Annotated in this window: 16 protein-coding genes; 9 read left to right on the top strand and 7 right to left on the bottom strand. The window is 68.2% G+C overall.

What is annotated here, in order from left to right:
* Positions 1 to 44: 44 nt before the first annotated feature.
* Together WS64_RS20560 and WS64_RS20555 are read left to right on the top strand one after the other, a co-directional pair.
* The gene (locus WS64_RS20560; protein ID WP_060967535.1) at positions 45 to 1,004 is read left to right on the top strand and encodes an MBL fold metallo-hydrolase; all 960 of its coding nucleotides are present in this window, start codon (positions 45 to 47) and stop codon (positions 1,002 to 1,004) included.
* A gap of 186 nt (positions 1,005 to 1,190) precedes the next feature.
* Entirely contained in the window at positions 1,191 to 2,555 is a 1,365-nt protein-coding gene (locus WS64_RS20555; protein ID WP_060967534.1) for an MFS transporter, read from the top strand.
* Here the strand turns inward: WS64_RS20555 and WS64_RS20550 are convergent.
* Entirely contained in the window at positions 2,552 to 3,352 is an 801-nt protein-coding gene (locus tag WS64_RS20550; RefSeq protein ID WP_060968521.1) for an SDR family NAD(P)-dependent oxidoreductase, read from the bottom strand. The two genes, WS64_RS20555 and WS64_RS20550, sit on opposite strands and share 4 nt — an antisense overlap.
* A 132-nt stretch (positions 3,353 to 3,484) precedes the next feature.
* Between WS64_RS20550 and WS64_RS20545 the strand changes: the two genes are divergently transcribed.
* On the top strand, positions 3,485 to 4,444 hold the full coding sequence (locus WS64_RS20545) for a GlxA family transcriptional regulator (RefSeq protein ID WP_060967533.1): 960 nt from the start codon (positions 3,485 to 3,487) through the stop codon (positions 4,442 to 4,444).
* Positions 4,445 to 4,518: 74 nt separating this feature from the next.
* The gene (locus WS64_RS20540) at positions 4,519 to 5,667 is read left to right on the top strand and encodes an epoxide hydrolase family protein (protein WP_060967532.1); all 1,149 of its coding nucleotides are present in this window, start codon (positions 4,519 to 4,521) and stop codon (positions 5,665 to 5,667) included.
* Between the two features lie 104 nt (positions 5,668 to 5,771).
* Here WS64_RS20540 and WS64_RS20535 read toward each other — a convergent pair whose 3' ends face one another.
* Both WS64_RS20535 and WS64_RS20530 read right to left on the bottom strand, forming a co-directional pair.
* A complete protein-coding gene (locus WS64_RS20535) occupies positions 5,772 to 6,263 on the bottom strand; it encodes a 2,4'-dihydroxyacetophenone dioxygenase family protein (protein WP_059639423.1) in 492 nt (163 codons plus the stop codon).
* Positions 6,264 to 6,389: 126 nt separating this feature from the next.
* Positions 6,390 to 7,340 carry a LysR family transcriptional regulator gene (locus WS64_RS20530; RefSeq protein ID WP_060310997.1) on the bottom strand — a complete coding sequence of 317 codons (951 nt, stop codon included), beginning with the start codon at positions 7,338 to 7,340 and terminating at the stop codon, positions 6,390 to 6,392.
* Positions 7,341 to 7,445: 105 nt separating this feature from the next.
* On the opposite strand from WS64_RS20530, the gene WS64_RS20525 reads away from it, so the two are divergent.
* Both WS64_RS20525 and WS64_RS20520 read left to right on the top strand, forming a co-directional pair.
* Positions 7,446 to 8,801 (top strand): omega-aminotransferase AptA, encoded by a 1,356-nt coding sequence (locus WS64_RS20525; RefSeq protein WP_060968520.1) that lies wholly within the window; start codon positions 7,446 to 7,448, stop codon positions 8,799 to 8,801.
* Positions 8,802 to 8,850: 49 nt separating this feature from the next.
* Positions 8,851 to 10,368 (top strand): CoA-acylating methylmalonate-semialdehyde dehydrogenase, encoded by a 1,518-nt coding sequence (locus tag WS64_RS20520; RefSeq protein WP_059639425.1) that lies wholly within the window; start codon positions 8,851 to 8,853, stop codon positions 10,366 to 10,368.
* 94 nt (positions 10,369 to 10,462) lie between these two features.
* Here WS64_RS20520 and WS64_RS20515 read toward each other — a convergent pair whose 3' ends face one another.
* Together WS64_RS20515 and WS64_RS20510 are read right to left on the bottom strand one after the other, a co-directional pair.
* Entirely contained in the window at positions 10,463 to 10,837 is a 375-nt protein-coding gene (locus WS64_RS20515; RefSeq protein WP_027782957.1) for a COG4315 family predicted lipoprotein, read from the bottom strand.
* A gap of 302 nt (positions 10,838 to 11,139) precedes the next feature.
* On the bottom strand, positions 11,140 to 11,940 hold the full coding sequence (locus WS64_RS20510) for a helix-turn-helix transcriptional regulator (protein WP_060967531.1): 801 nt from the start codon (positions 11,938 to 11,940) through the stop codon (positions 11,140 to 11,142).
* 132 nt (positions 11,941 to 12,072) lie between these two features.
* Between WS64_RS20510 and WS64_RS20505 the strand changes: the two genes are divergently transcribed.
* Both WS64_RS20505 and WS64_RS20500 read left to right on the top strand, forming a co-directional pair.
* Positions 12,073 to 13,479: an APC family permease gene (locus WS64_RS20505; protein ID WP_060967530.1), complete on the top strand. Its 1,407-nt coding sequence runs from the start codon at positions 12,073 to 12,075 to the stop codon at positions 13,477 to 13,479.
* Positions 13,480 to 13,551: 72 nt separating this feature from the next.
* Positions 13,552 to 14,661 carry a DmpA family aminopeptidase gene (locus tag WS64_RS20500; protein ID WP_060967529.1) on the top strand — a complete coding sequence of 370 codons (1,110 nt, stop codon included), beginning with the start codon at positions 13,552 to 13,554 and terminating at the stop codon, positions 14,659 to 14,661.
* Between the two features lie 153 nt (positions 14,662 to 14,814).
* Here WS64_RS20500 and WS64_RS20495 read toward each other — a convergent pair whose 3' ends face one another.
* Both WS64_RS20495 and WS64_RS20490 read right to left on the bottom strand, forming a co-directional pair.
* Positions 14,815 to 15,027, bottom strand: coding sequence for a hypothetical protein (locus WS64_RS20495; protein WP_060967528.1), 213 nt, complete (start codon positions 15,025 to 15,027; stop codon positions 14,815 to 14,817).
* 136 nt (positions 15,028 to 15,163) lie between these two features.
* Complete coding sequence (locus tag WS64_RS20490; RefSeq protein ID WP_060967527.1) at positions 15,164 to 17,347, bottom strand: FUSC family protein; 2,184 nt, start codon at positions 17,345 to 17,347, stop codon at positions 15,164 to 15,166.
* A gap of 199 nt (positions 17,348 to 17,546) precedes the next feature.
* On the opposite strand from WS64_RS20490, the gene WS64_RS20485 reads away from it, so the two are divergent.
* On the top strand, positions 17,547 to 18,494 hold the full coding sequence (locus WS64_RS20485) for a LysR family transcriptional regulator (RefSeq protein WP_060967526.1): 948 nt from the start codon (positions 17,547 to 17,549) through the stop codon (positions 18,492 to 18,494).
* The last annotated feature ends 8 nt before the right edge of the window (positions 18,495 to 18,502 follow it).

Raw genomic sequence — 18,502 nt, 5'->3', positions numbered from 1 at the left:
CGCTCATTCCCCTCAACACATGGCTCGCAGCCACGGAACGCACAATGGCCAAAGCATTCGCCTCCCAAGCCGATCTGGAAGAGAAGAAAGTCACCTGGACGAAGCTGTCCGAGAACGCGTACGCGTACACAGCCGAAGGCGATCCGAACTCCGGCGTGATCATCGGCGACGACAGCGTGCTGATCGTCGACACGACCGCGACGCCCGCGATGGCGCAGGACCTGATCGCGAGGATCCGCAGCGTGACCGACAAGCCGATCAAGCACGTGGTGCTGTCGCATTACCACGCGGTGCGCGTGCTCGGCGCGTCCGCGTATTTCGCCGAAGGCGCGCAGCACGTGATCGCGAGCCGCGGCACGTACGAGATGATCGTCGAGCGCGGCGAAGCCGACATGAAGTCGGAGATCGAGCGCTTCCCACGCCTGTTCGCCGGCGTCGAGACGGTGCCGGGGCTGACGTGGCCGACGCTCGTGTTCGAGCGCGAGATCACGCTGTTTCTCGGCAAGCTCGAAGTGAAGATCATGCACGTCGGCTCGGGCCACACGAAGGGCGACACGATCGTCTGGCTGCCGTCGCAGAAGGTGCTGTTCTCCGGCGATCTCGTCGAATACGACGCCGCGTGCTATTGCGGCGACGCGCAGCTCGAACAGTGGCCGGCCACGCTCGAGGCGCTGCGCGCGCTGGGCGCGGAAAAGCTCGTGCCGGGCCGCGGCCCCGCGCTGCTGAATCCGGCCGAAGTGAACAAGGGCCTCGACTACACGAAGGATTTCGTCACGACGCTGCTCGCGCAGGGCCGCAAGGCCGTCGAGCGCAATCTCGACCTGAAGGCGGCGATGGCGCTCACGCGCGAGGCGATGGACCCGAAGTTCGGCCACGTGTTCATCTACGAACACTGTTTGCCGTTCGACGTGTCGCGCGCGTTCGACGAAGCGAGCGGCATCGCGCATCCGCGTATCTGGACCGCGCAGCGCGACAAGGAAATGTGGGCCGCGCTCCAGGAGTGAATGGCTCAAGGCGGCGGCGCGGTGTTCAGATGACCGCGCCGCCGTTTCCCTGACGGTTGCGGCATTCGCGGCGGCATCGCGCCGCGGAGCCGGCGGCCGTATCCGGTCTCACAAGAAAGCAGGGCGCACGCACGCCCTCGGAGACTGCCGCGCGCTCGACATCGCGCGGCCCGTTTGGAGAGAGACATGCCCCAATCGCTTCCCGCCGAAGCGACGCTCGCGCACGCGAGCGCTTCGGCTTCCGTATCCGACTCCGCAATCGGCGACGCGCTGCTGTTCCGCAAGATCGCGTGGCGGATCGTTCCGTTCCTGTTCCTCTGCTACGTCGTGTCGTTTCTCGACCGCATCAACATCGGCTTCGCGCAGTTGCAGATGAAGCACGATCTCGGCTTCAGCGACGCGATGTACGGCCTTGGCGCCGCGGTGTTCTACGTCGGCTACGTGTTCTGCGAAGTGCCGAGCAACATGCTGCTCGCGCGGTTCGGCGCGCGCCGCACGTTCACGCGGATCATGCTGCTGTGGGGCCTCGCGTCGACCGGGATGATGTTCGTGTCGCAGCCGTCGCATTTCTACGTGCTGCGCTTCCTGCTCGGCGTGTTCGAGGCCGGCTTCTTCCCCGGCATCGTGCTGTACCTGACCTACTGGTTTCCCGCGAACCGGCGGGCGGCGGCGATCTCGGTGTTCTTCGCGGGCGTCGCGGTGGCCGGCGTGCTCGGCGGGCTGTTGTCCGGCTGGATCATGCGCGACATGAGCGGCGTGCTCGGGCTGCACGGCTGGCAATGGATGTTCGCGATCGAAGGCGCGCCGGCGATCCTGCTCGCGTTCGCCGCGTTCACGTTGCTCGTCGACCGGCCGCGGGACGCCACGTGGCTGACGGCCGACGAAAAGGCGCGCGTCGCCGCGCTGTGCGCAGAAGGCCAAGCACCCGGCGGCGCGCACGACGGGCGCAGCGTGATGGCCGCGCTCGCGAACCCGCGCGTGTACCTGTTCGCGTTCATCTATTTCTCGCTGACCTGCGCGTCGCTGACGCTCAACTTCTGGATGCCGCTGATGATCCGCGACTTCGGCATGACCGACGTCGTCGCCGTGAGCCTCTACACGGTCGTGCCGAATGCGGTGGGCGCGGTGGGGCTGGTGCTGATCGCGCGCCGCTCGGACCGCACCGGCGAGCGCCGCAAGCACTTCGCGTGCTGCACGATCGGCGGCGGCCTCGCACTCGCGGCGCTGACGCTGCATCTGCACAGCTTCGCTGCGATGCTCGCGTGCCTGTCGATCGCGGCGACGCTGATCTTCGCCGCGCTGCCGATCTTCTGGGCCGTGCCGACCCGCTATCTGTCCGGCAACGCGGCCGCGGCCGGGATCGCGCTGATCAGCAGCATCGGGATCACGAGCGGCATCGTCAGCCCGTGGGTGATCGGGATGATCCGCACGCGCACGGGCAGCATGGATCTCGCCGTGTACCTGCTCGCCGCGCTGCTGGTCGCGAGCGGCGTGGCGCTGATGCTCGGCGTGCGCGCCGCCCCGCGCGGCGCGGGCCCCTCCGGCAACTAGCGCGCTACGGTGTAACGCGGCGCGGGCGTATCGGCCGACAGGTGCGGCGCCATCGTGCGGCGCGCGGCCTCGTACGCCTCCCATTCGTCGCCCGCGTGCAGCGACGGGATCGTCACGAGTTCGCCTCGATCGAACCCGACCAGGGCGGCATCGACCATGTCCTGTGCGCTCATCACGATTTCCTTCGGCAGGTGTTCGAGCGGCAGGCCGCCCGTCTGCCAGAAATCGGTGGCCGTCGCGCCGGGCAGCACGGCCTGCACCTGCACGCCCTGGTCGGCGAGCTCGTGATGCAGCGACTGGCTGAACGCGAGCACGAACGCCTTGCTGCCGCCGTACACGCCGTTCAGCGTTTCCGGCGAGATCGCGACGATCGACGAAATGTTGATCACGGCGCCGCGGCCGCGTGCGACGAAGCCGGGCACGGCCGCATAGGTCAGCCGCGTGAGCGCGGTCACGTTCAGGTCGATCATCCGCGTCATCGCGTCGACGTCGCTGTCGAGCAGCGGCGCATGCGTGCCGACGCCCGCGTTGTTCACGAGCAGCGTGATGCTCGCGTCCTGTTTCAGCTTCGCTTCGACGGCGGCGAGCGCCGCGCGGTCGTTGAGGTCCGCGTCGACGATCTCGACGCTGCGCCGCGTGTCGTTCGTGATGCGCTCGGCGAGGGCGTTCAGCCGGTCGCGGTTGCGCGCGACCAGGATCAGGTCGTAGCCGCGGCGCGCGAGGCGGTCCGCGTACACGGCGCCGATGCCCGACGACGCGCCGGTGATGAGGGCGGTACCGCGATGTGCTTGCGTCATGATGTGCTCCGTTTCGATGAGGGTGGCCGGATGGCGTGAACGCATTCTGGCCTCGACGCGCCGCGACATAAATGACGTAGATGGGTATGATTTCGGACATCGGGCCAATCGGCACGAAACCGGAGAACGCAGATGCACCGAATCGGCTTCTTGATCAGCGACGGTTTTCAGATCATGGCGCTCGCCGCGCAGTCGGTGTTCGAGTACGCGAACATGGGCATGGACGCGCCGTTTTACGCGATGGACAACTATTCGGTCGACGGCGGCGACGTGCGCTCGTCGCTCGGGCTGCCGGTCGCCACGCGCGCGCTGCGCGGGCGGCTCGGCGTCGATACATGGATCGTCGCGGGCGTCAACGACCCGCTTGCCGCGCCGGCGCCGGCCGGCGTCGTCGCGTACCTGCGGCGCGCGCATGCGCATGCGCGGCGGATCGCCGGCATCTGCACGGGGGCGTTCGTGCTGGCCGAGGCCGGGCTGCTCGCGCAGCGTCGCGCGACCACGCACTGGGCGTTCGGCCGCGACATGCAGCGGCACTACCCGGAGATCCGCGTCGAGGACGACCGGATCTTCATCGTCGACGGCCCGATCTGGACGTCGGCCGGGATGACGGCCGGCCTCGATCTCGCGCTCGCGATGGTGGAGAAGGATCTCGGCGCCGACGCCGCGCGGTCGGTCGCGCACAAGCTGGTGATGCATCAGCGCCGCGCCGGCGGCCAGTCGCAGCATTCGGAAATGCTCGAGCTTGCGCCGAAATCCGACCGGATCCAGAACGCGCTGAACTATGCGCGGCAGCATCTCGGCCGCGCACTGACGGTCGAGGAGCTGGCCGAGGCCGTGCACCTGAGCCCGCGCCAGTTCAGCCGCGTGTTTACGCTCGAAACCGGTCAGTCGCCCGCGAAGGCGATCGAGCGGCTGCGGCTCGAATCGGCGCGGCTGATGATCGAGCAAAGCCGCCATCCGCTCGACGTGATCGCGAAGGAGAACGGTTTTCGCGACCGCCGGCACATGCGCGACGCGTTCGTGCGCGGGTTCGGCGTGCCGCCGCAGGCGTTGCGGCGCGACGCGCGCGCGGACGAACGGGAAACGCGCTGACGCACGCGGCTGCCGCCAGCGCGGGTCCGAAAAAGCGCGCAGAATCGCGTCGACATGTTTCGCGAGGAGACACGATGCGCGCCGAGCCGTTCGATATTGCGATACCCTATCAAGCCCTTGACGACCTGCGTCGGCGCGTGCGCGACAGCCGCCCGCCGAACCTCACACCGGCCGAGCCCTGGCAGCAGGGCGTCGACGGCACGTGGCTGCGCGAACTGGCCGCGTACTGGGCCGACGGCTTCGATTGGCGCGCGGCGGAACGTGCGCTGAACCGGCTGCCGCAGTTCGTCGCGGACGTCGGCGGCCGGCGCGTGCATTTCGTGCATCGGCGCGGCACGGGGCCGAAACCCTATCCGCTCGTCGTCACGCACGGCTGGCCCGGTTCCGCATTCGAATTCCACGCGCTGATCGACCGCCTGTGCGATCCGGCTGCGTTCGGCGGCGATCCGGACGACGCATTCGACATCGTCGCCCCGTCGCTACCGGGCTTCCTGTTTTCTCCCGCACCGGCGGCGCCCGGCACGTCGGCGCTCCAGGTCGCCGACTGCTGGGCGGAATTGATGGCCGGCCTCGGCTACCGACGGTTCGGCGCGCAGGGCGGCGACCTGGGCGCGGGCGTGTCGGTCGCGCTCGGCGCGCGGCATGAGGGCGTGGTCGACGGCATCCATCTGAACTACCTGCCCGGCAACTACGAACCGCCGATCGACGCGGCGCGGCCGCTGACCGACGACGAGCAGGCGTTCCTGACGCAGCGCGGCGAGTGGGCGGCGCTCGAAGGCGGGTACGCGCACGTCCACATGACGAAGCCGCGGACGCTGGCCGTCGCGCTCAACGATTCGCCGCTCGGGCTGGCCGCGTGGATCGCCGAGAAATTCCGTGCATGGAGCGATTGCGACGGCGATGTCGCGCGGCGTTTTTCGCACGACACGCTGCTGACGGGCATATCGCTGTACTGGTTCACGGGCTGCATTGGCTCTTCCATGCAGATGTATTGGGAAAACCGGCTGCAGCCGATGCGGTTTGCGGCCGGGCAACGCGTGGCGGTGCCGGTCGCGTTCGCGCGTTTTCCGAAGGAGATCAGCCGCCCGCCGCGCAGTTGGCTCGAACGTGTATTCGACGTCGCGCAGTGGACCGACATGCCGAGCGGCGGCCATTTCGCCGCGATGGAGGAGCCGGATCTGCTGGCCGACGATATTCGGCGATTTTTCCGGCGGTTTCGGTAACGAGCGGGGCGGCCGGCGAAGCGGGCCGGCGGCCATTCGGGTAATCGGCCGCGGCACCGCCGCGCGGATCGCGCGGCGCCGACGTCGCCTGTCTTGTCACGTAGTTACCGCGTCACGAACGCCGAGGCCGCATCCGGCGACGTACGCGCATGCCTGCGCTGGCGCAGCAGCGCGACGCGGCAGTTCTCGCGCGCCGTTTCGCGGCCGTTGTCGTCGAGCAGCACGAGGTCGCCGCGCATCACGTTCAGCGTGATCACGTCCTCGCCCGGCGCGCCGAGCGTTTCCGGCGTATGCACCGAGCCGGCCGGTTCGAGCACCGTCGAACCGGCGCGCGCGACCCAGTCGTATTCGCGGTAGCGCCACGCCCCCTGCAACGTATGGACGAACACCTCGCCGTCGTGACGGTGGCGCGGCAGCGTGCCGCCGGCCGGCATCTTCAGCAGCGCGGTGAGCGTGTCCTCGGCCGCATTGATGTGCAGGTATTTGATCGCGAGCCCCGGCAGGTCGGCGCTCATCGGCAGCCACGGCAGCGCGTCGCCGGGCAGGCACGAGATCGGCGGCAGGTCGGTGGAGAGCGGGGCGGACGGCTGCGTCATGGCGGAAGGCGGCGTGGAAACGGAAAGAGGTTGGCATTATCGCAGAGCGTCGCGTCGCATTTCGTCGCACGCAGGCGGACGCGGCCGGGCCCGGGCGGCGACGGGGCCTGACCGAACCGGAAGCCGCTACGCCGCCGGCCGCACCGCCGCATGCGCGGCTTCGAGGCACGACTGGAACAGCAGCGCGGCCCGCGACGGCCGCGGCGAGCGCCGCAACAGGCTCACGAACCGGCACCGGTAATTGAACCGGTGCGGCGCGACCGGCTGCATCAGCCCCTTGTTTTCGAAACTCTCCGCGTAGTGATCGGGCAGGAAGCCGAGATAGCGGCCGGACAGGATCAGCGTCGCGATCGATTCCTGGTCCGACGCGGTCGCGCTGCGGGTGAGCTTCGCGCGATGGCTCAGTTCCATGTTCGGCGAATGGAAACCGAGCCCGGCGAATGCGTGATTGCGGATCGTCGTCCACGTGAGCTTGCCGTGCGGCGCGTCGAACAGCGGATGCTGGCGGCCGCAATAGAGCAGCATCCGTTCGTCGAACAGCGACGAATACACGAGGCTGCCCGAGTTGCGGTGCGCCGGAATGATCCCGACCTGATAGCTGCCGTCGATGATCCCGCGCTCGACCTCGTTGATCGACGCGACGTGCAGGTTCAGCGCGACGTCGGGCGCTTCATCCGCGAACTGGCGAATCGCGTCGCCCAGGCGCGCATGCGGATTGGTTGCCGTCTTGTCGAACACCGCGATGTGCAGTTCTCCGCCCATCCTGTCATGAATACCGTCGATCCTGCTGCGAAATGCTTCCATCGACGCGAGCAGCCGCAGCGTTTCCTCGTACACCGTCTGCCCCTCGGGCGTCAGCGTGAAGCCCGCGCGGCCGCGCCGGCACAGCACGAGGCCGAGCCGCGTTTCCAGATCCTTCACGTGCCGGCTGATCGTCGAGATGCCGATATTCAGTTCCAGCTCGGCCGCCGCCATCCCGCCGCACTGCACGACGCCCTTGAAGACCCGCAGCAGGCGCAGGTCCATGTCGCTGAGCTGCCCGAGCAGCGCGCGGCTCTTCGGTTTCTTTGCTTGCATGGATGAGCAAGTGAACATTGATATTGCGATATTCAAAAGACTAATTGGCGTCCCGACAATGTGCAACATCATTACCAGGAGGAGGGGCGCGCCGCGCCGACCGACATGACCGACATCACCACCGCCCAGCACGACGAAACCAACCTCCGCACCGACGCCGCGTGGCTCGATGCGCACTGGATGCCGTTCACGGCCAACCGCCAGTTCAAGGCCGATCCGCGCATGATCGTGTCGGGCAAGGGCGCGTATTACACCGACGCCGAAGGCCGCAAGATCTTCGACGGCCTGTCGGGCCTCTGGTGCACGGGCCTCGGTCACGGCCGCACGGAAATCGTCGAGGCCGTGAGCCGCCAGGTCGCGCAGCTCGACTACGCGCCGGCCTTCCAGTTCGGCCATCCGAAATCGTTCGAGCTCGCCAACAAGATCAAGGAACTGACGCCGGCCGGCCTCGACTACGTGTTCTTCACGGGCTCGGGCTCGGAAGCGGCCGACACGTCGCTGAAGCTGGCCCGCGCGTACTGGCGCGCGAAAGGCAAGGGCACGAAGACGCGCCTGATCGGCCGCGAGAAGGGTTACCACGGCGTGAACTTCGGCGGCATCTCGGTCGGCGGGATCGGGCCGAACCGCAAGCTGTTCGGCCAGGGCCTCGACGCCGATTTCCTGCCGCATACGCAACTGGCCGAGAACAAGTTCTCGCGCGGCATGCCGGAGCACGGCGCCGAGCTGGCCGACCGCCTGCTCGAGCTGATCGCGCTGCACGACGCATCGAACATCGCGGCCGTGATCGTCGAGCCGTTCTCCGGTTCGGCGGGCGTGGTCGTGCCGCCGAAGGGCTATCTGAAGCGCCTGCGCGACATCTGTACCGCGCACGACATCCTGCTGATCTTCGACGAGGTGATCACGGGCTTCGGCCGGGCCGGCGCGATGACGGGCGCCGACGCATTCGGCGTGGTGCCGGACATCATGAACTTCGCGAAGCAGGTGACGAACGGCACGCAGCCGCTCGGCGGCGTGATCGCGACGAAGGAGATCTACGACACGTTCATGGCCGCGGGCGGCCCCGAGTACATGCTCGAGTTCCCGCACGGCTACACGTATTCGGCGCACCCGGTCGCCTGCGCGGCCGGCGTCGCGGCGCTCGACCTGCTGGTGAAGGAAGACGCGGTGGCCCGCGTGCGCGATCTCGCGCCGCATTTCGAGGCGGCCGTGCACGGGCTGCAGGGCCAGCGCCACATCGCGGACATCCGCAACTACGGGCTGGCGGCCGGCCTGACGATCGCCGCGCTGCCGGGCGAGCCGGCACGGCGCCCGTACGAAATCGCGATGCGCTGCTGGGCGAAGGGCTTCTACGTGCGCTACGGCGGCGACACGATCCAGCTCGCGCCGCCGTTCATCGCCGAGAAGCGCGAGATCGACAACCTGGTCAACGCGCTGTCCGACGCACTGAACGAAGTCGACTGAGCCACGGCTCGCCCGCAGCGACAACCGAATTCACGAAAGAGCCCGAGCCATGAAACACGACAGCAATGTGACCTCCACCGTCGGCCACCTGATCGACGGCAAGCGCGTCGACGGCGGCAGCCGCGTCCAGCCTGTGTTCGACCCGGCCACCGGCGAATCGCACAAGAGCGTCGCGCTCGCCGACAAGCTGACCGTCGAAGCCGCGATCGCGTCCGCGCAGGCCGCGTTTCCGGCCTGGCGCAACACGCCGCCGCTGAAGCGCGCCCGCGTGATGGGCCGCTTCAAGACGCTGCTCGAGGAGCACGCGGAAGAACTGTGCGCGCTGATCACGGCCGAGCACGGCAAGGTGCTCGCCGATGCGATGGGCGAACTGCAGCGCGGGATCGAGAACGTCGAGTACGCGAGCTACGTGCCCGAGCTGCTGAAGGGCGAGCACAGCAAGAACGTCGGCCCCGCGATCGATTCGTGGAGCGAGTTCCAGGCGCTCGGCGTCGCGGCCGGCATCACGCCGTTCAACTTCCCGGTGATGGTGCCGCTGTGGATGTGGCCGATGGCCGTCGCGTGCGGCAACACGTTCGTGCTGAAGCCGTCCGAGCGCACGCCGTCGTCGACGCTGCGCATGGCCGAGCTCGCGCTCGAAGCAGGCTTGCCGCCGGGCGTGCTGAACGTCGTGAACGGCGACAAGGAAGCGGTCGATACGATCCTGACCGATCCGCGCGTGAAGGCCGTGAGCTTCGTCGGCTCGACGCCGATCGCGGAATACATCTATTCGACCGGCTGCGCGCACGGCAAGCGCGTGCAGGCGCTCGGCGGCGCGAAGAACTTCGCGGTCGTGATGCCGGATGCCGATATCCCCAACGCGGTGAACGCGCTGATGGGCGCCGCGTACGGCTCGTGCGGCGAGCGCTGCATGGCGATTCCGCTCGTCGTCGCGATCGGCGACGAAACGGGCGACCAGGTCGTCGCGGGGCTGAAGGCCGAGATCGAGAAGATGAAGGTCGGCCCGGGCAACGGCGCGGGCGTCGACATGGGCCCGCTCGTCACACAGCAGCATTTCGAGAAGGTCACCGGTTTCGTCGAGGCGGGTGTCGCGGCGGGCGCGACGCTCGTCGTCGATGGTCGCGGCGTGAAGGTCGACGGCCATGACGGCGGCTACTACCTCGGCCCGTGCCTGTTCGACAACGTGAAGCCCGGCATGCCGATCTACCAGCACGAGATCTTCGGGCCCGTGCTCGGCGTGATCCGCCTGAAGTCGCTCGACGAGGCGATGGCGCTGATCGATGCGCACGAGTACGGCAACGGCACGTGCCTGTTCACGCGCGACGGCGAAGCGGCACGCTACTTCAGCGACAACATCCAGATCGGCATGGTCGGCATCAACGTGCCGTTGCCGGTGCCGGTCGCGTATCACTCGTTCGGCGGCTGGAAGCGTTCGCTGTTCGGCGATCTGCATGCATACGGTCCGGACGCCGTGCGCTTTTACACGAAGCGCAAGACGATCACGCAGCGCTGGCCGTCGGCCGGCGTGCGCGAAGGGACGGTGTTCAGCTTCCCGTCGAACCGCTGAGCTGACGCGCGCACCGGCTGCATCCAGCCGGTGCGACGTGCGGAACTGGCAGGGCCCGCCCCGATCGCCGATCGGCGGCGGGCTTTTTACGTGCTTATGGCGCGACCACGTGCCACACGTTCTTGAAGTTGTCGCCGTTGCGCTCGCCCTGTTTCATGTCCTTCGAGAAGAAGTACAGCGGCTTGCCCTTGTACGCCCATTGCGGGCTGCCGTCGTCGCGCTTGACGATCGTGTAGGGCCCGACCGGTACGTCGGTCGCGCTGGCCTTGTACGGCGGCCACAGAGTTTCGCATGGGCCGGTACAGGCGCTGGTGCCGGCGTTGGGCTTGTCCTTGTCGAACGTGTAGACGGTCATCCCGTTCGCGGCGACGAGTGCGCCGTTTTCTTCCTTCGTGATGGAACCCTGGGCCGTGGCCGAAGCTGACGCAATGGCGAGCAGGGCGGAGCTGACGAGCAGCGCGGCTTTCATGAGTGCCTCCTGATAGTCCGGTGAGCGGCCGCGATCGCGCACGGGCGAGCGTGCGCCGGAATCGCGATGAATGGTGCCGGAGCACGGCGCCGTCGCCACCCGCCCGCGCGAGCGAGCGACCCGGGGCGAATGGCGGCAAACGGGCGCCTTCTTCACGATAGGCGGTTTTTGGCGACGCTGCGAGAAGATCGGGGGGCATATCGGCGGCACGTAGGGCGCGCGCAACGGCGCGACGATCGTCGTCATGCGTCGGTATTCGGCGTCCGTCCCCGACCCCGGCCCGCGCGTGCCGGCCGACGCACTCATCCGGCCGCATCGTCCCCCAGCGCCTGAATGAACCGCGAAAACAGCTCGGGCTGAGACGAAATCCCGAGCTTCGCGTACACATGCCGCCGATGCACCTTCACCGTTTCGGGTGAAATCGCGAGCCGCTCGGCGATCGCCTTCGACGAATTGCCGCGCAGCACCATGCGTGCGATCGACATCTCTCGGTCGGTGAGCACGCCCGCGCCGAAGCGTGCGAGCGCCTGCTCGACGCGCGCGCCGAGATCGGCATCGGGCGTCGTGCGCGCCGCATCACCCACCAGCCGCCAGTGCTGCCGGATGACCGCGAGCACCCACGGCATCGCGGCCGTCAGCTTGCCGAGCGGCTCGACGTCGAAACGCGTCGATGCACCGAGCGACAGCGACAGCAGCGTATCGGCATTCGGCCGCACCAGAATCTGGATCTCGTCGTCGCCGACCGCGTCGCGGAAATAGCTCAGGAAATACTCGCTCTGCCGAAACAGGTCCGGCGCGACTTCCTCGAGCCGGTAGCAGCCGTCGGCGAGCCCGTCGTGCGCGGCCTGCAGGAACGGATCGAGCAGATATAACCCATTCAGGTAAAGCGGCACCGGCGACGCGGTGTCGGCGCCGCCCGTGTCGTATTCGTCGAGCACGAGCGGCACGCCGTCGCGGCCGATCGCGGTCGCGAGCGCGTTGTCGAACGGCGCCATTTCATTGAGCAGCAGCACGAGGAACCGCCAGAAGCGCGGCTGGCCGAGATGATCGATTGCGCGGCCGAGCGCCTGGTGCATCGCGATTTCGGAAAAGAGACGATCCATACCACCACCGGAAGGGCGTAACACGAAGGGGGAATAGCGGTCCTGAAATTGGCTTCCTAGACTGCCACGCAATCAATCGGGCCCGAGTATGGGTGTTCAAAAAAACGCGGCACAGGAACATTGGAGAACGAAATGGCGATGATGTCGGAATCCACGGGCGCGCTGCAAGCGGCCTCTGCCACGGAAGACGCGCCGCGCGCGCTGTCGCAGACGCTCAGCGTGCGCGACGCAGTCATGATCACCGTATCGGGCGTGACGCCGGCCAGCTCGATCTTCGTGATCGCGCCGTTCGCGATCCAGCAGGCCGGCAGCGGCGCCGTGCTGTCGTTCGTGCTCGGCGGCGTGCTCGCGCTCGCTTTCGCGCTCTGCTATGCGGAACTCAGCGCCGCGCACCGCAGCGCGGGCGGCGAATACGTGATGGCCAAACGCGTGTTCGGCACGCTGCCCGGCTACCTGACCTTCATCACGGTGCTGTCCGTCAGCGTGTTCATCCCGGCGGTGCTCGCGAGCGGCGCCGCGCCGTACCTGAACAACGCGCTCGGTACGCACTTCGGCAACCAGTCCGTCGCGCTGACGATCGTGCTGCTCAGCTATCTGCTCGGCATGCTGAACATCAAGACGAATGCGTGGATCACCGGCGCGTTCCTGATCGTCGAAATCGGCGTGCTGATGTTGATCGCGGGCCTCGGTTTCGGCTCGCCGCAGCGCGGCGCCGACGTATTGATCGCACCGGTCGTCGCGAGCGGCAATGCGCTCGCGCCGGCCACGCTCGCGGCCATCGTGCCCGCGATCGGCACCGCGATCTTCTGCTACAACGGCTTCGGCTCGGCCGCCTATCTCGCGGAAGACCTGCGCGGCGGCAACCGCAACGTCGCGAAGGCGGTGATCTATTCGCTGCTCGTGATCCTCGTCGTCGAACTGGTTCCGCTCACCGCCATCGTGCTCGGCGCGCCGTCGCTGACGGAACTGACGAAGAGCGCCGACCCGATCGGCTATGTCGTGCGCTCGCTGAGCAATCCGGCCGTCTCGCGCGTGGTCAGCGGCGGGATCTTCCTGTCGGTGTTCAACGCGATCATCGCGATCGTGATCACGATGGGCCGCCTGCTGTACAGCAGCGGCCGGCATGCGCTCTGGTCGCGTACCTGCAACCGCGCGTTCTCGACGATCCATCCGCGCCTCGAATCGCCGTGGCTCGCGACGATCGCGCTGGCCATTCCGTCGGCCGGGCTCGTGTTCGTGTCGAGCCTCGACGAGCTGACCGCGTTCACCGTCGACCTGCTGCTGCTGATCTACCTCGTCGTCGGGCTGGCCGCGCTCGCGAGCCGGTTCGTGCGCCGCGACGTCGAGCATCACTACCGGATGCCGCTGTGGCCCGTGACGCCGCTCGTCGCGGTGGCGGGCGCCGCGTATACGCTCTACACGACGCTCGCGACGGCGACGAAGCCGACCGACCTGATCATCATCGCGGGGCTGCTGGTCGCGGCGCTCGCGATGTACGTGGCCTGGGCGCGCCACAGCGAAGGATTCCGCGCGCTCTGAGCACGGGATCGACATCTTGCAGCACCGAAACATCGAACCATTGAAAGATTGAAAGACTGGAGGAATCGCATCATGCGCACGAGGGATCTCGGCATCCGCATCGGCCTCGGCACGCCCGGCCGCTTCAACGCGATCACGGACGTACCGGGCGTGCGCGTCGGACACTGCACGCTGAACGTCGAGGACGGCGACGCGTCGATCCGCACCGGCGTCACCGTCATCGAGCCGCGCGCGGGCGCCGCGCACGATTCGCCGTGCTTCGCGGGCGTGCACGTGCTGAACGGCAACGGCGACGCGACCGGGCTCGAATGGATCCGCGAAGCCGGCCTGCTGACGACGCCGATCGCCTATACGAACACGCACAGCGTCGGCGCGGTGCGCGACGCGCTCGTCGCGAACGAACGCGAAGCGGCGGCCGGGCGCGTGTACTGGTGCATGCCGGTCGTGATGGAGACCTACGACGGACTGCTGAACGACATCTGGGGGCAGCACGTGAATGCCGCACACGTGTCGCAGGCGCTGGCCGCCGCGCAGTCGGGGCCGGTCGCCGAAGGCGGCGTGGGCGGCGGCACGGGCATGATCTGCCACGAGTTCAAGGGCGGCATCGGCACCGCGTCGCGCGTGTTGGCGAGCGATGCGGGCGGCTGGACCGTCGGCGCGCTCGTGCAGGCGAACTACGGCGTGCGCGAGATGCTGCGCGTGGCCGGTTACCCGGTCGGCGAAGTGCTGCGGCACGCGCATTCGCCGTTTCGCGAAGCAGGCGCGAAAGGCGAGGCCGGCATGGGCTCGATCGTCGTCACGATCGCGACCGATGCACCGTTGCTGCCGCATCAATGCACGCGTCTCGCGCAGCGCGCGGGCGTCGGGCTCGCCCGCGTCGGCGGCGGCACCGAGGATTCGAGCGGCGACATCTTTCTTGCGTTCGCCACCGGCAACGACGGCTTGCCCGCGGCGAACTACGGCAGCAAGGGTATGCCGACCACCGACGTGCGGATGGTCAACAACGACCATATTTCCGCGCTGTTCGTCGCGGTGGCCGAAGCGGTGGAGGAGGCGATCGTGAATGCGCTGGTCGCGGGCGGCGACGTCGAGTCGCGCGGGGCGCGGGTCGAAGGGATCGGGCCGGCGCGCTTGCTCGATGCGTTGCGCGAAGTGGGCTGGCGGCCGGGGCGTGGCGCGTGAGACGGCAAGCGCGGCTTCAACCGAAGCGGCGTGGGGCGGGACGGCGACGCGGCGATCGGCCGGGCCGCGATCGGCCGGGCCGCCGCCCGCCCGCGGATGCGATGCATGCGATGCGGGCGATGCGGGCCTGGCCGTGACGACGTCGCATCATGCTCAGCTGCCGAAGTAGATGTTGCAGAAGCTGACGGGGCCAACGCACGCGTTCGGGTCCTCCTGCTTCGATTGCGCACGATCGACGCGACCGGCGGCCTGGATCGCCTCGGCGCGGTTCGCCTGTTGCGGTGCGGCGTCTGCCGGCGCCGGCTGCGCGTAGGCGACGGCAGCGGTGAGCGACAGGGCAACGAGGGCGAGGTGCAGCGGCTTCATTTGGGTTCTCCTGGGTGGGTGCCAGCCTCGCTGGCAGTGAGGAAACTATAGGCTCGCACTGCTTAAAGATTAATCGCCGGGGCCGTAGAGCTTATTTCCATCCGGAACAACGATCCCGTTGCGCGCACATCCATCTTCAATGGCGGTGCCGGTTGAACGGCGCGTCCTTGTCGAGCAGCGCGCTGCGCATGAAGTGCAGGCAGCCGACGATTCGCTGCATGTTGCGGCGCGCGTCGGGCACCGCGTACCACGCCTGCAGCGCGTGCTGCGCCGCGCGGATCGCGAGATTCACGGATTTCAGCGTGCGCGCATGGCGGGCGGGCGTCGGATCGTCGAAGAAGCGCGGCAGTTCGAGCAGCACCGCATCGATCGAACCGGTCCAGCGCAGCGTCTGCGGCGGTTTCGACGCGCGGAACGCGTGCACCTCGTCGCGCAGGTCGATCACGGCGTGGCCGACCTCGAGCGTCGACAGCATCCAGCGCAGTGCATCGCGATGCTGCCGCGTGCGGCGCACGAGCAGCGTACGCAATTGCGCCATCAGGTCGTGCGTGCTCGACTGGAAGCGCTGCGCGAGGCCGTTCGGCGCGCCTTCGCACGCAAGCGTCACCTGGCGGCGCAGGTCGTGCGCGATCCGGCCGGTGAGCCAGGGCATGTGGGCGGGGAACACGACGGCGAACACGAGCGAGCATGCGAGCATCGCGACGACGACCGCCAGCCCGTTGTTGATCAGCACTTCCGGCGTATACGCGATCGTGTTGTCGGGGCCCGCGAGCAGGCAGAAGAACACCGCGAAGCCGATCCCGTAGCCGGACAGTCCTGGCCGCATCGCGAGAAACGCGCCCAGGCCCAGCACGGGAGCCAGCGCCGCGCACAGCAGCGGGAAGCCGTCGATGTTCGGATAGACGTAGCACAGGAACACATAGCCGACCGCGGTCGCGAACGCGGCGCCGACGCCCATCTGCGCGACGAACTTCGGCGCGCGCGGCGAGGTCGAGCTGAGTGCGCACGCGATCGCGGTGGCGATCACCGCGAGCGAGCCGCTCGGCCATTCGGACGCGATCCAGAACGCGCTCATCGCACCGACGGCGATCACCGTGCGCAGGAACGCGAAACCGACGAAGAACGAATTGGTTTTGACCGCGTAATGCGTGACCGAGCGCTCGAATGCGTGATCGTCCTGGTCGAGCGACGCGTAGGTGTCGACGTAGCCGAGATATTCGCCGATGAACCGGTACAGCAGCTCGATCGCGGTATCGAAGTCGAGCAGGCCGCCGGCCGCGTGGTCTTCGAGGGCCCGGCGCGACGCGCGCGCGGCCTTCGGCAGCGCGCCATGGAAGCGGCGCAGGTCGAGCAACGCGCCGGTGGCCGGTGCGATGCCGCGCTGGCGTTCGTCGCGCAACGCGGCGAAGCGCAGCGCGAGCGCGTCGACGTGCGGCGCCAGCGCTTCGAGCACCGCGTCCGAGCGATTCGCGCGCAGGCGCTTGACGAGCTGGTGCAGCGCATGCAGCCGCGTGCATGCGTTCATGAACTCGCTGTTCAGCCGCGCGAGCCGGCGGCTGCGCGCGCGAATGTGCGGATCCTCGAACGACGCGAACGCGCGGTTCGCTTCGAAGCCGACGATGTCGTCGACGAAGTCGGCGAAGCGCCGTTCGAAATCGCCGCGTGCGACGTCGCCCGCCAGTGCGCCGGCCGTGAATGCCGCGAACGTCGCGTGGCGCGCGCTCAACGAACGCATCAGCGCCTTCGCGGAACTCAACGGCAGGATCAGCGCGCTGACCGCGCCCGAGCACGCGATGCCGAGCGCGACTTCCGCGGCGCGCGTAAGCGCGGACTGGAACAGCGTCTGCGGCGTCATCACGGCCGGCAGGCCGATCAGCGCGGCCGTGTAGCCGGCGAGCACGAAACCGTACCAGCGGAAGTGGCGGTTGCGCACCGCGAGTGCGATGCAGCCGCCGATCCACAGCGTGATGCCGGCCATGTACAGCTCGGGCTGCTGCGCGAACAGCCCGCCGAGCGCGAGCGCGCCGACGAGGCCGGCCGCCGTGCCGAGCACGCGGTAGAAGCTCTTCGCGAACACCATCCCCGACAGCGGCTGCATCAGCACGAACACGGTGGTCATCGCGGTGCGCGGCTGCGACATCTCCAGACGCATCGCGATGCCCATCGCCAGCAGCGCCGCGAGCACGGTTTTCGCGAGGTGCAGCCAGATCAGCCCGTCGGTCGCGGCCCAGTCGCGCGCCGCGTTGCCGAGTGGATCGAGCCATGCTCTCCATCGTGCCGGTTCGATGGAAGGTCGCTCGATCGCAGGTTGTGGCTTCATGAAAAGAGGGCCCAGGGCCGGCCGCGCAAGGTGCCGCGGTACGCCCGAACGGGTCCGTTCGACGGGTGAGGCGCCGATTGTAGGAGTGCGGCGCCCGCGCATTAACGCAGTTGCGGGGAAACGATAGTTGCAGCCGGAGTAACAATCTGTCGCATCCGGTGGAGGAAAATGACGGCTCCGCTACAGGTTGCTCACAGGAATGGATACCCTACAAAACATGCGGGTGTTTTCGCGCGTCGTCGAGACGGGCAGCTTCACCGCGGCCGCGCAATCGCTGAATTCGACCACGGGCGCGATGTCGCGCGCGGTATCGGAGCTCGAGGCGCGCCTGCGCACCCGCTTGATGAATCGTTCGACGCGCCGTCTCGCGCTCACGTCGGCCGGTGAAAACTATCTGCGGCGCTGCCGCCAGATCCTCGCCGACGTGGACCGCGCGGAAGAAGAGGCGAGCTGCGCGCACGAGCGCCCGGCCGGCGTGCTGCGCATGCACAGCTTCGCGAGCGTCGGCCATCACTACGTATTGCCCGCGCTGACGCGCTATCACGCGCAGTTCCCGGACGTCTCGATCGAGCTGTCGCTGTCGCAGCGCATGCCCGACCTGTTCGACGGCACGAGCGACATGGCCGTCGTCACCGCGTCGTCGCTGCCCGACTCGGAGCTCGTGTCGCACCTGCTTGGCTCGACGTTCAGCATTCTGTGCGCATCGCCCGAGTACGTGAAACGGCACGGCGCGCCGGCCCGCCCGCGGGATCTCGCCGCGCACGCGTGCCTGACGCTGTGTACGCCGGCGTTCCCGACGCACGAATGGGTGCTCGAAGGGCCCGAAGGCGTGGAGCAGATCCACGTCACCGGGCCGGTGCAGACCAATACCGCCGAATCGCTCGCGCTCGCGATCCGCGACGGCATCGGGATCGGCATGCTGCCGGTGTATTCGGCGATCGACGCATTGCGCGACGGCACGCTCGTCCGTGTGCTGCCCACGCATATCCTGCAGAAGATGAACGTGCATGCGCTGTACCCGTCGCGCCGCTTCGTCGATGCGAAGGTGCGGACCTGGGTCGAGATGCTGCGTGCGCAGGTGCCGGGGATGATCGCGCGCGACGTCGAGATGCTGAACGCGATCGACAGCGAACCGCGGGCCGCGTGAATGCCGCG

The organism is Burkholderia anthina, from assembly GCF_001547525.1.
GTDB lineage: Bacteria > Pseudomonadota > Gammaproteobacteria > Burkholderiales > Burkholderiaceae > Burkholderia > Burkholderia semiarida.
Note: the sequence above shows the minus strand (reverse complement) of the source record. Positions and strands in the feature narration are given on the sequence as shown.

What these genes read in the sequence shown, in the direction of transcription:
- WS64_RS20560 (WP_060967535.1), top strand. Translation starts at nt 45, where the DNA reads ATGGCCAAAGCATTCGCCTCCCAAGCCGATCTGGAAGAGAAGAAAGTC.
- WS64_RS20555 (WP_060967534.1), top strand. Translation starts at nt 1,191, where the DNA reads ATGCCCCAATCGCTTCCCGCCGAAGCGACGCTCGCGCACGCGAGCGCT.
- WS64_RS20550 (WP_060968521.1), bottom strand. Translation starts at nt 3,352, where the DNA reads ATGACGCAAGCACATCGCGGTACCGCCCTCATCACCGGCGCGTCGTCG.
- WS64_RS20545 (WP_060967533.1), top strand. Translation starts at nt 3,485, where the DNA reads ATGCACCGAATCGGCTTCTTGATCAGCGACGGTTTTCAGATCATGGCG.
- WS64_RS20540 (WP_060967532.1), top strand. Translation starts at nt 4,519, where the DNA reads ATGCGCGCCGAGCCGTTCGATATTGCGATACCCTATCAAGCCCTTGAC.
- WS64_RS20535 (WP_059639423.1), bottom strand. Translation starts at nt 6,263, where the DNA reads ATGACGCAGCCGTCCGCCCCGCTCTCCACCGACCTGCCGCCGATCTCG.
- WS64_RS20530 (WP_060310997.1), bottom strand. Translation starts at nt 7,340, where the DNA reads ATGCAAGCAAAGAAACCGAAGAGCCGCGCGCTGCTCGGGCAGCTCAGC.
- WS64_RS20525 (WP_060968520.1), top strand. Translation starts at nt 7,446, where the DNA reads ATGACCGACATCACCACCGCCCAGCACGACGAAACCAACCTCCGCACC.
- WS64_RS20520 (WP_059639425.1), top strand. Translation starts at nt 8,851, where the DNA reads ATGAAACACGACAGCAATGTGACCTCCACCGTCGGCCACCTGATCGAC.
- WS64_RS20515 (WP_027782957.1), bottom strand. Translation starts at nt 10,837, where the DNA reads ATGAAAGCCGCGCTGCTCGTCAGCTCCGCCCTGCTCGCCATTGCGTCA.
- WS64_RS20510 (WP_060967531.1), bottom strand. Translation starts at nt 11,940, where the DNA reads ATGGATCGTCTCTTTTCCGAAATCGCGATGCACCAGGCGCTCGGCCGC.
- WS64_RS20505 (WP_060967530.1), top strand. Translation starts at nt 12,073, where the DNA reads ATGGCGATGATGTCGGAATCCACGGGCGCGCTGCAAGCGGCCTCTGCC.
- WS64_RS20500 (WP_060967529.1), top strand. Translation starts at nt 13,552, where the DNA reads ATGCGCACGAGGGATCTCGGCATCCGCATCGGCCTCGGCACGCCCGGC.
- WS64_RS20495 (WP_060967528.1), bottom strand. Translation starts at nt 15,027, where the DNA reads ATGAAGCCGCTGCACCTCGCCCTCGTTGCCCTGTCGCTCACCGCTGCC.
- WS64_RS20490 (WP_060967527.1), bottom strand. Translation starts at nt 17,347, where the DNA reads ATGAAGCCACAACCTGCGATCGAGCGACCTTCCATCGAACCGGCACGA.
- WS64_RS20485 (WP_060967526.1), top strand. Translation starts at nt 17,547, where the DNA reads ATGGATACCCTACAAAACATGCGGGTGTTTTCGCGCGTCGTCGAGACG.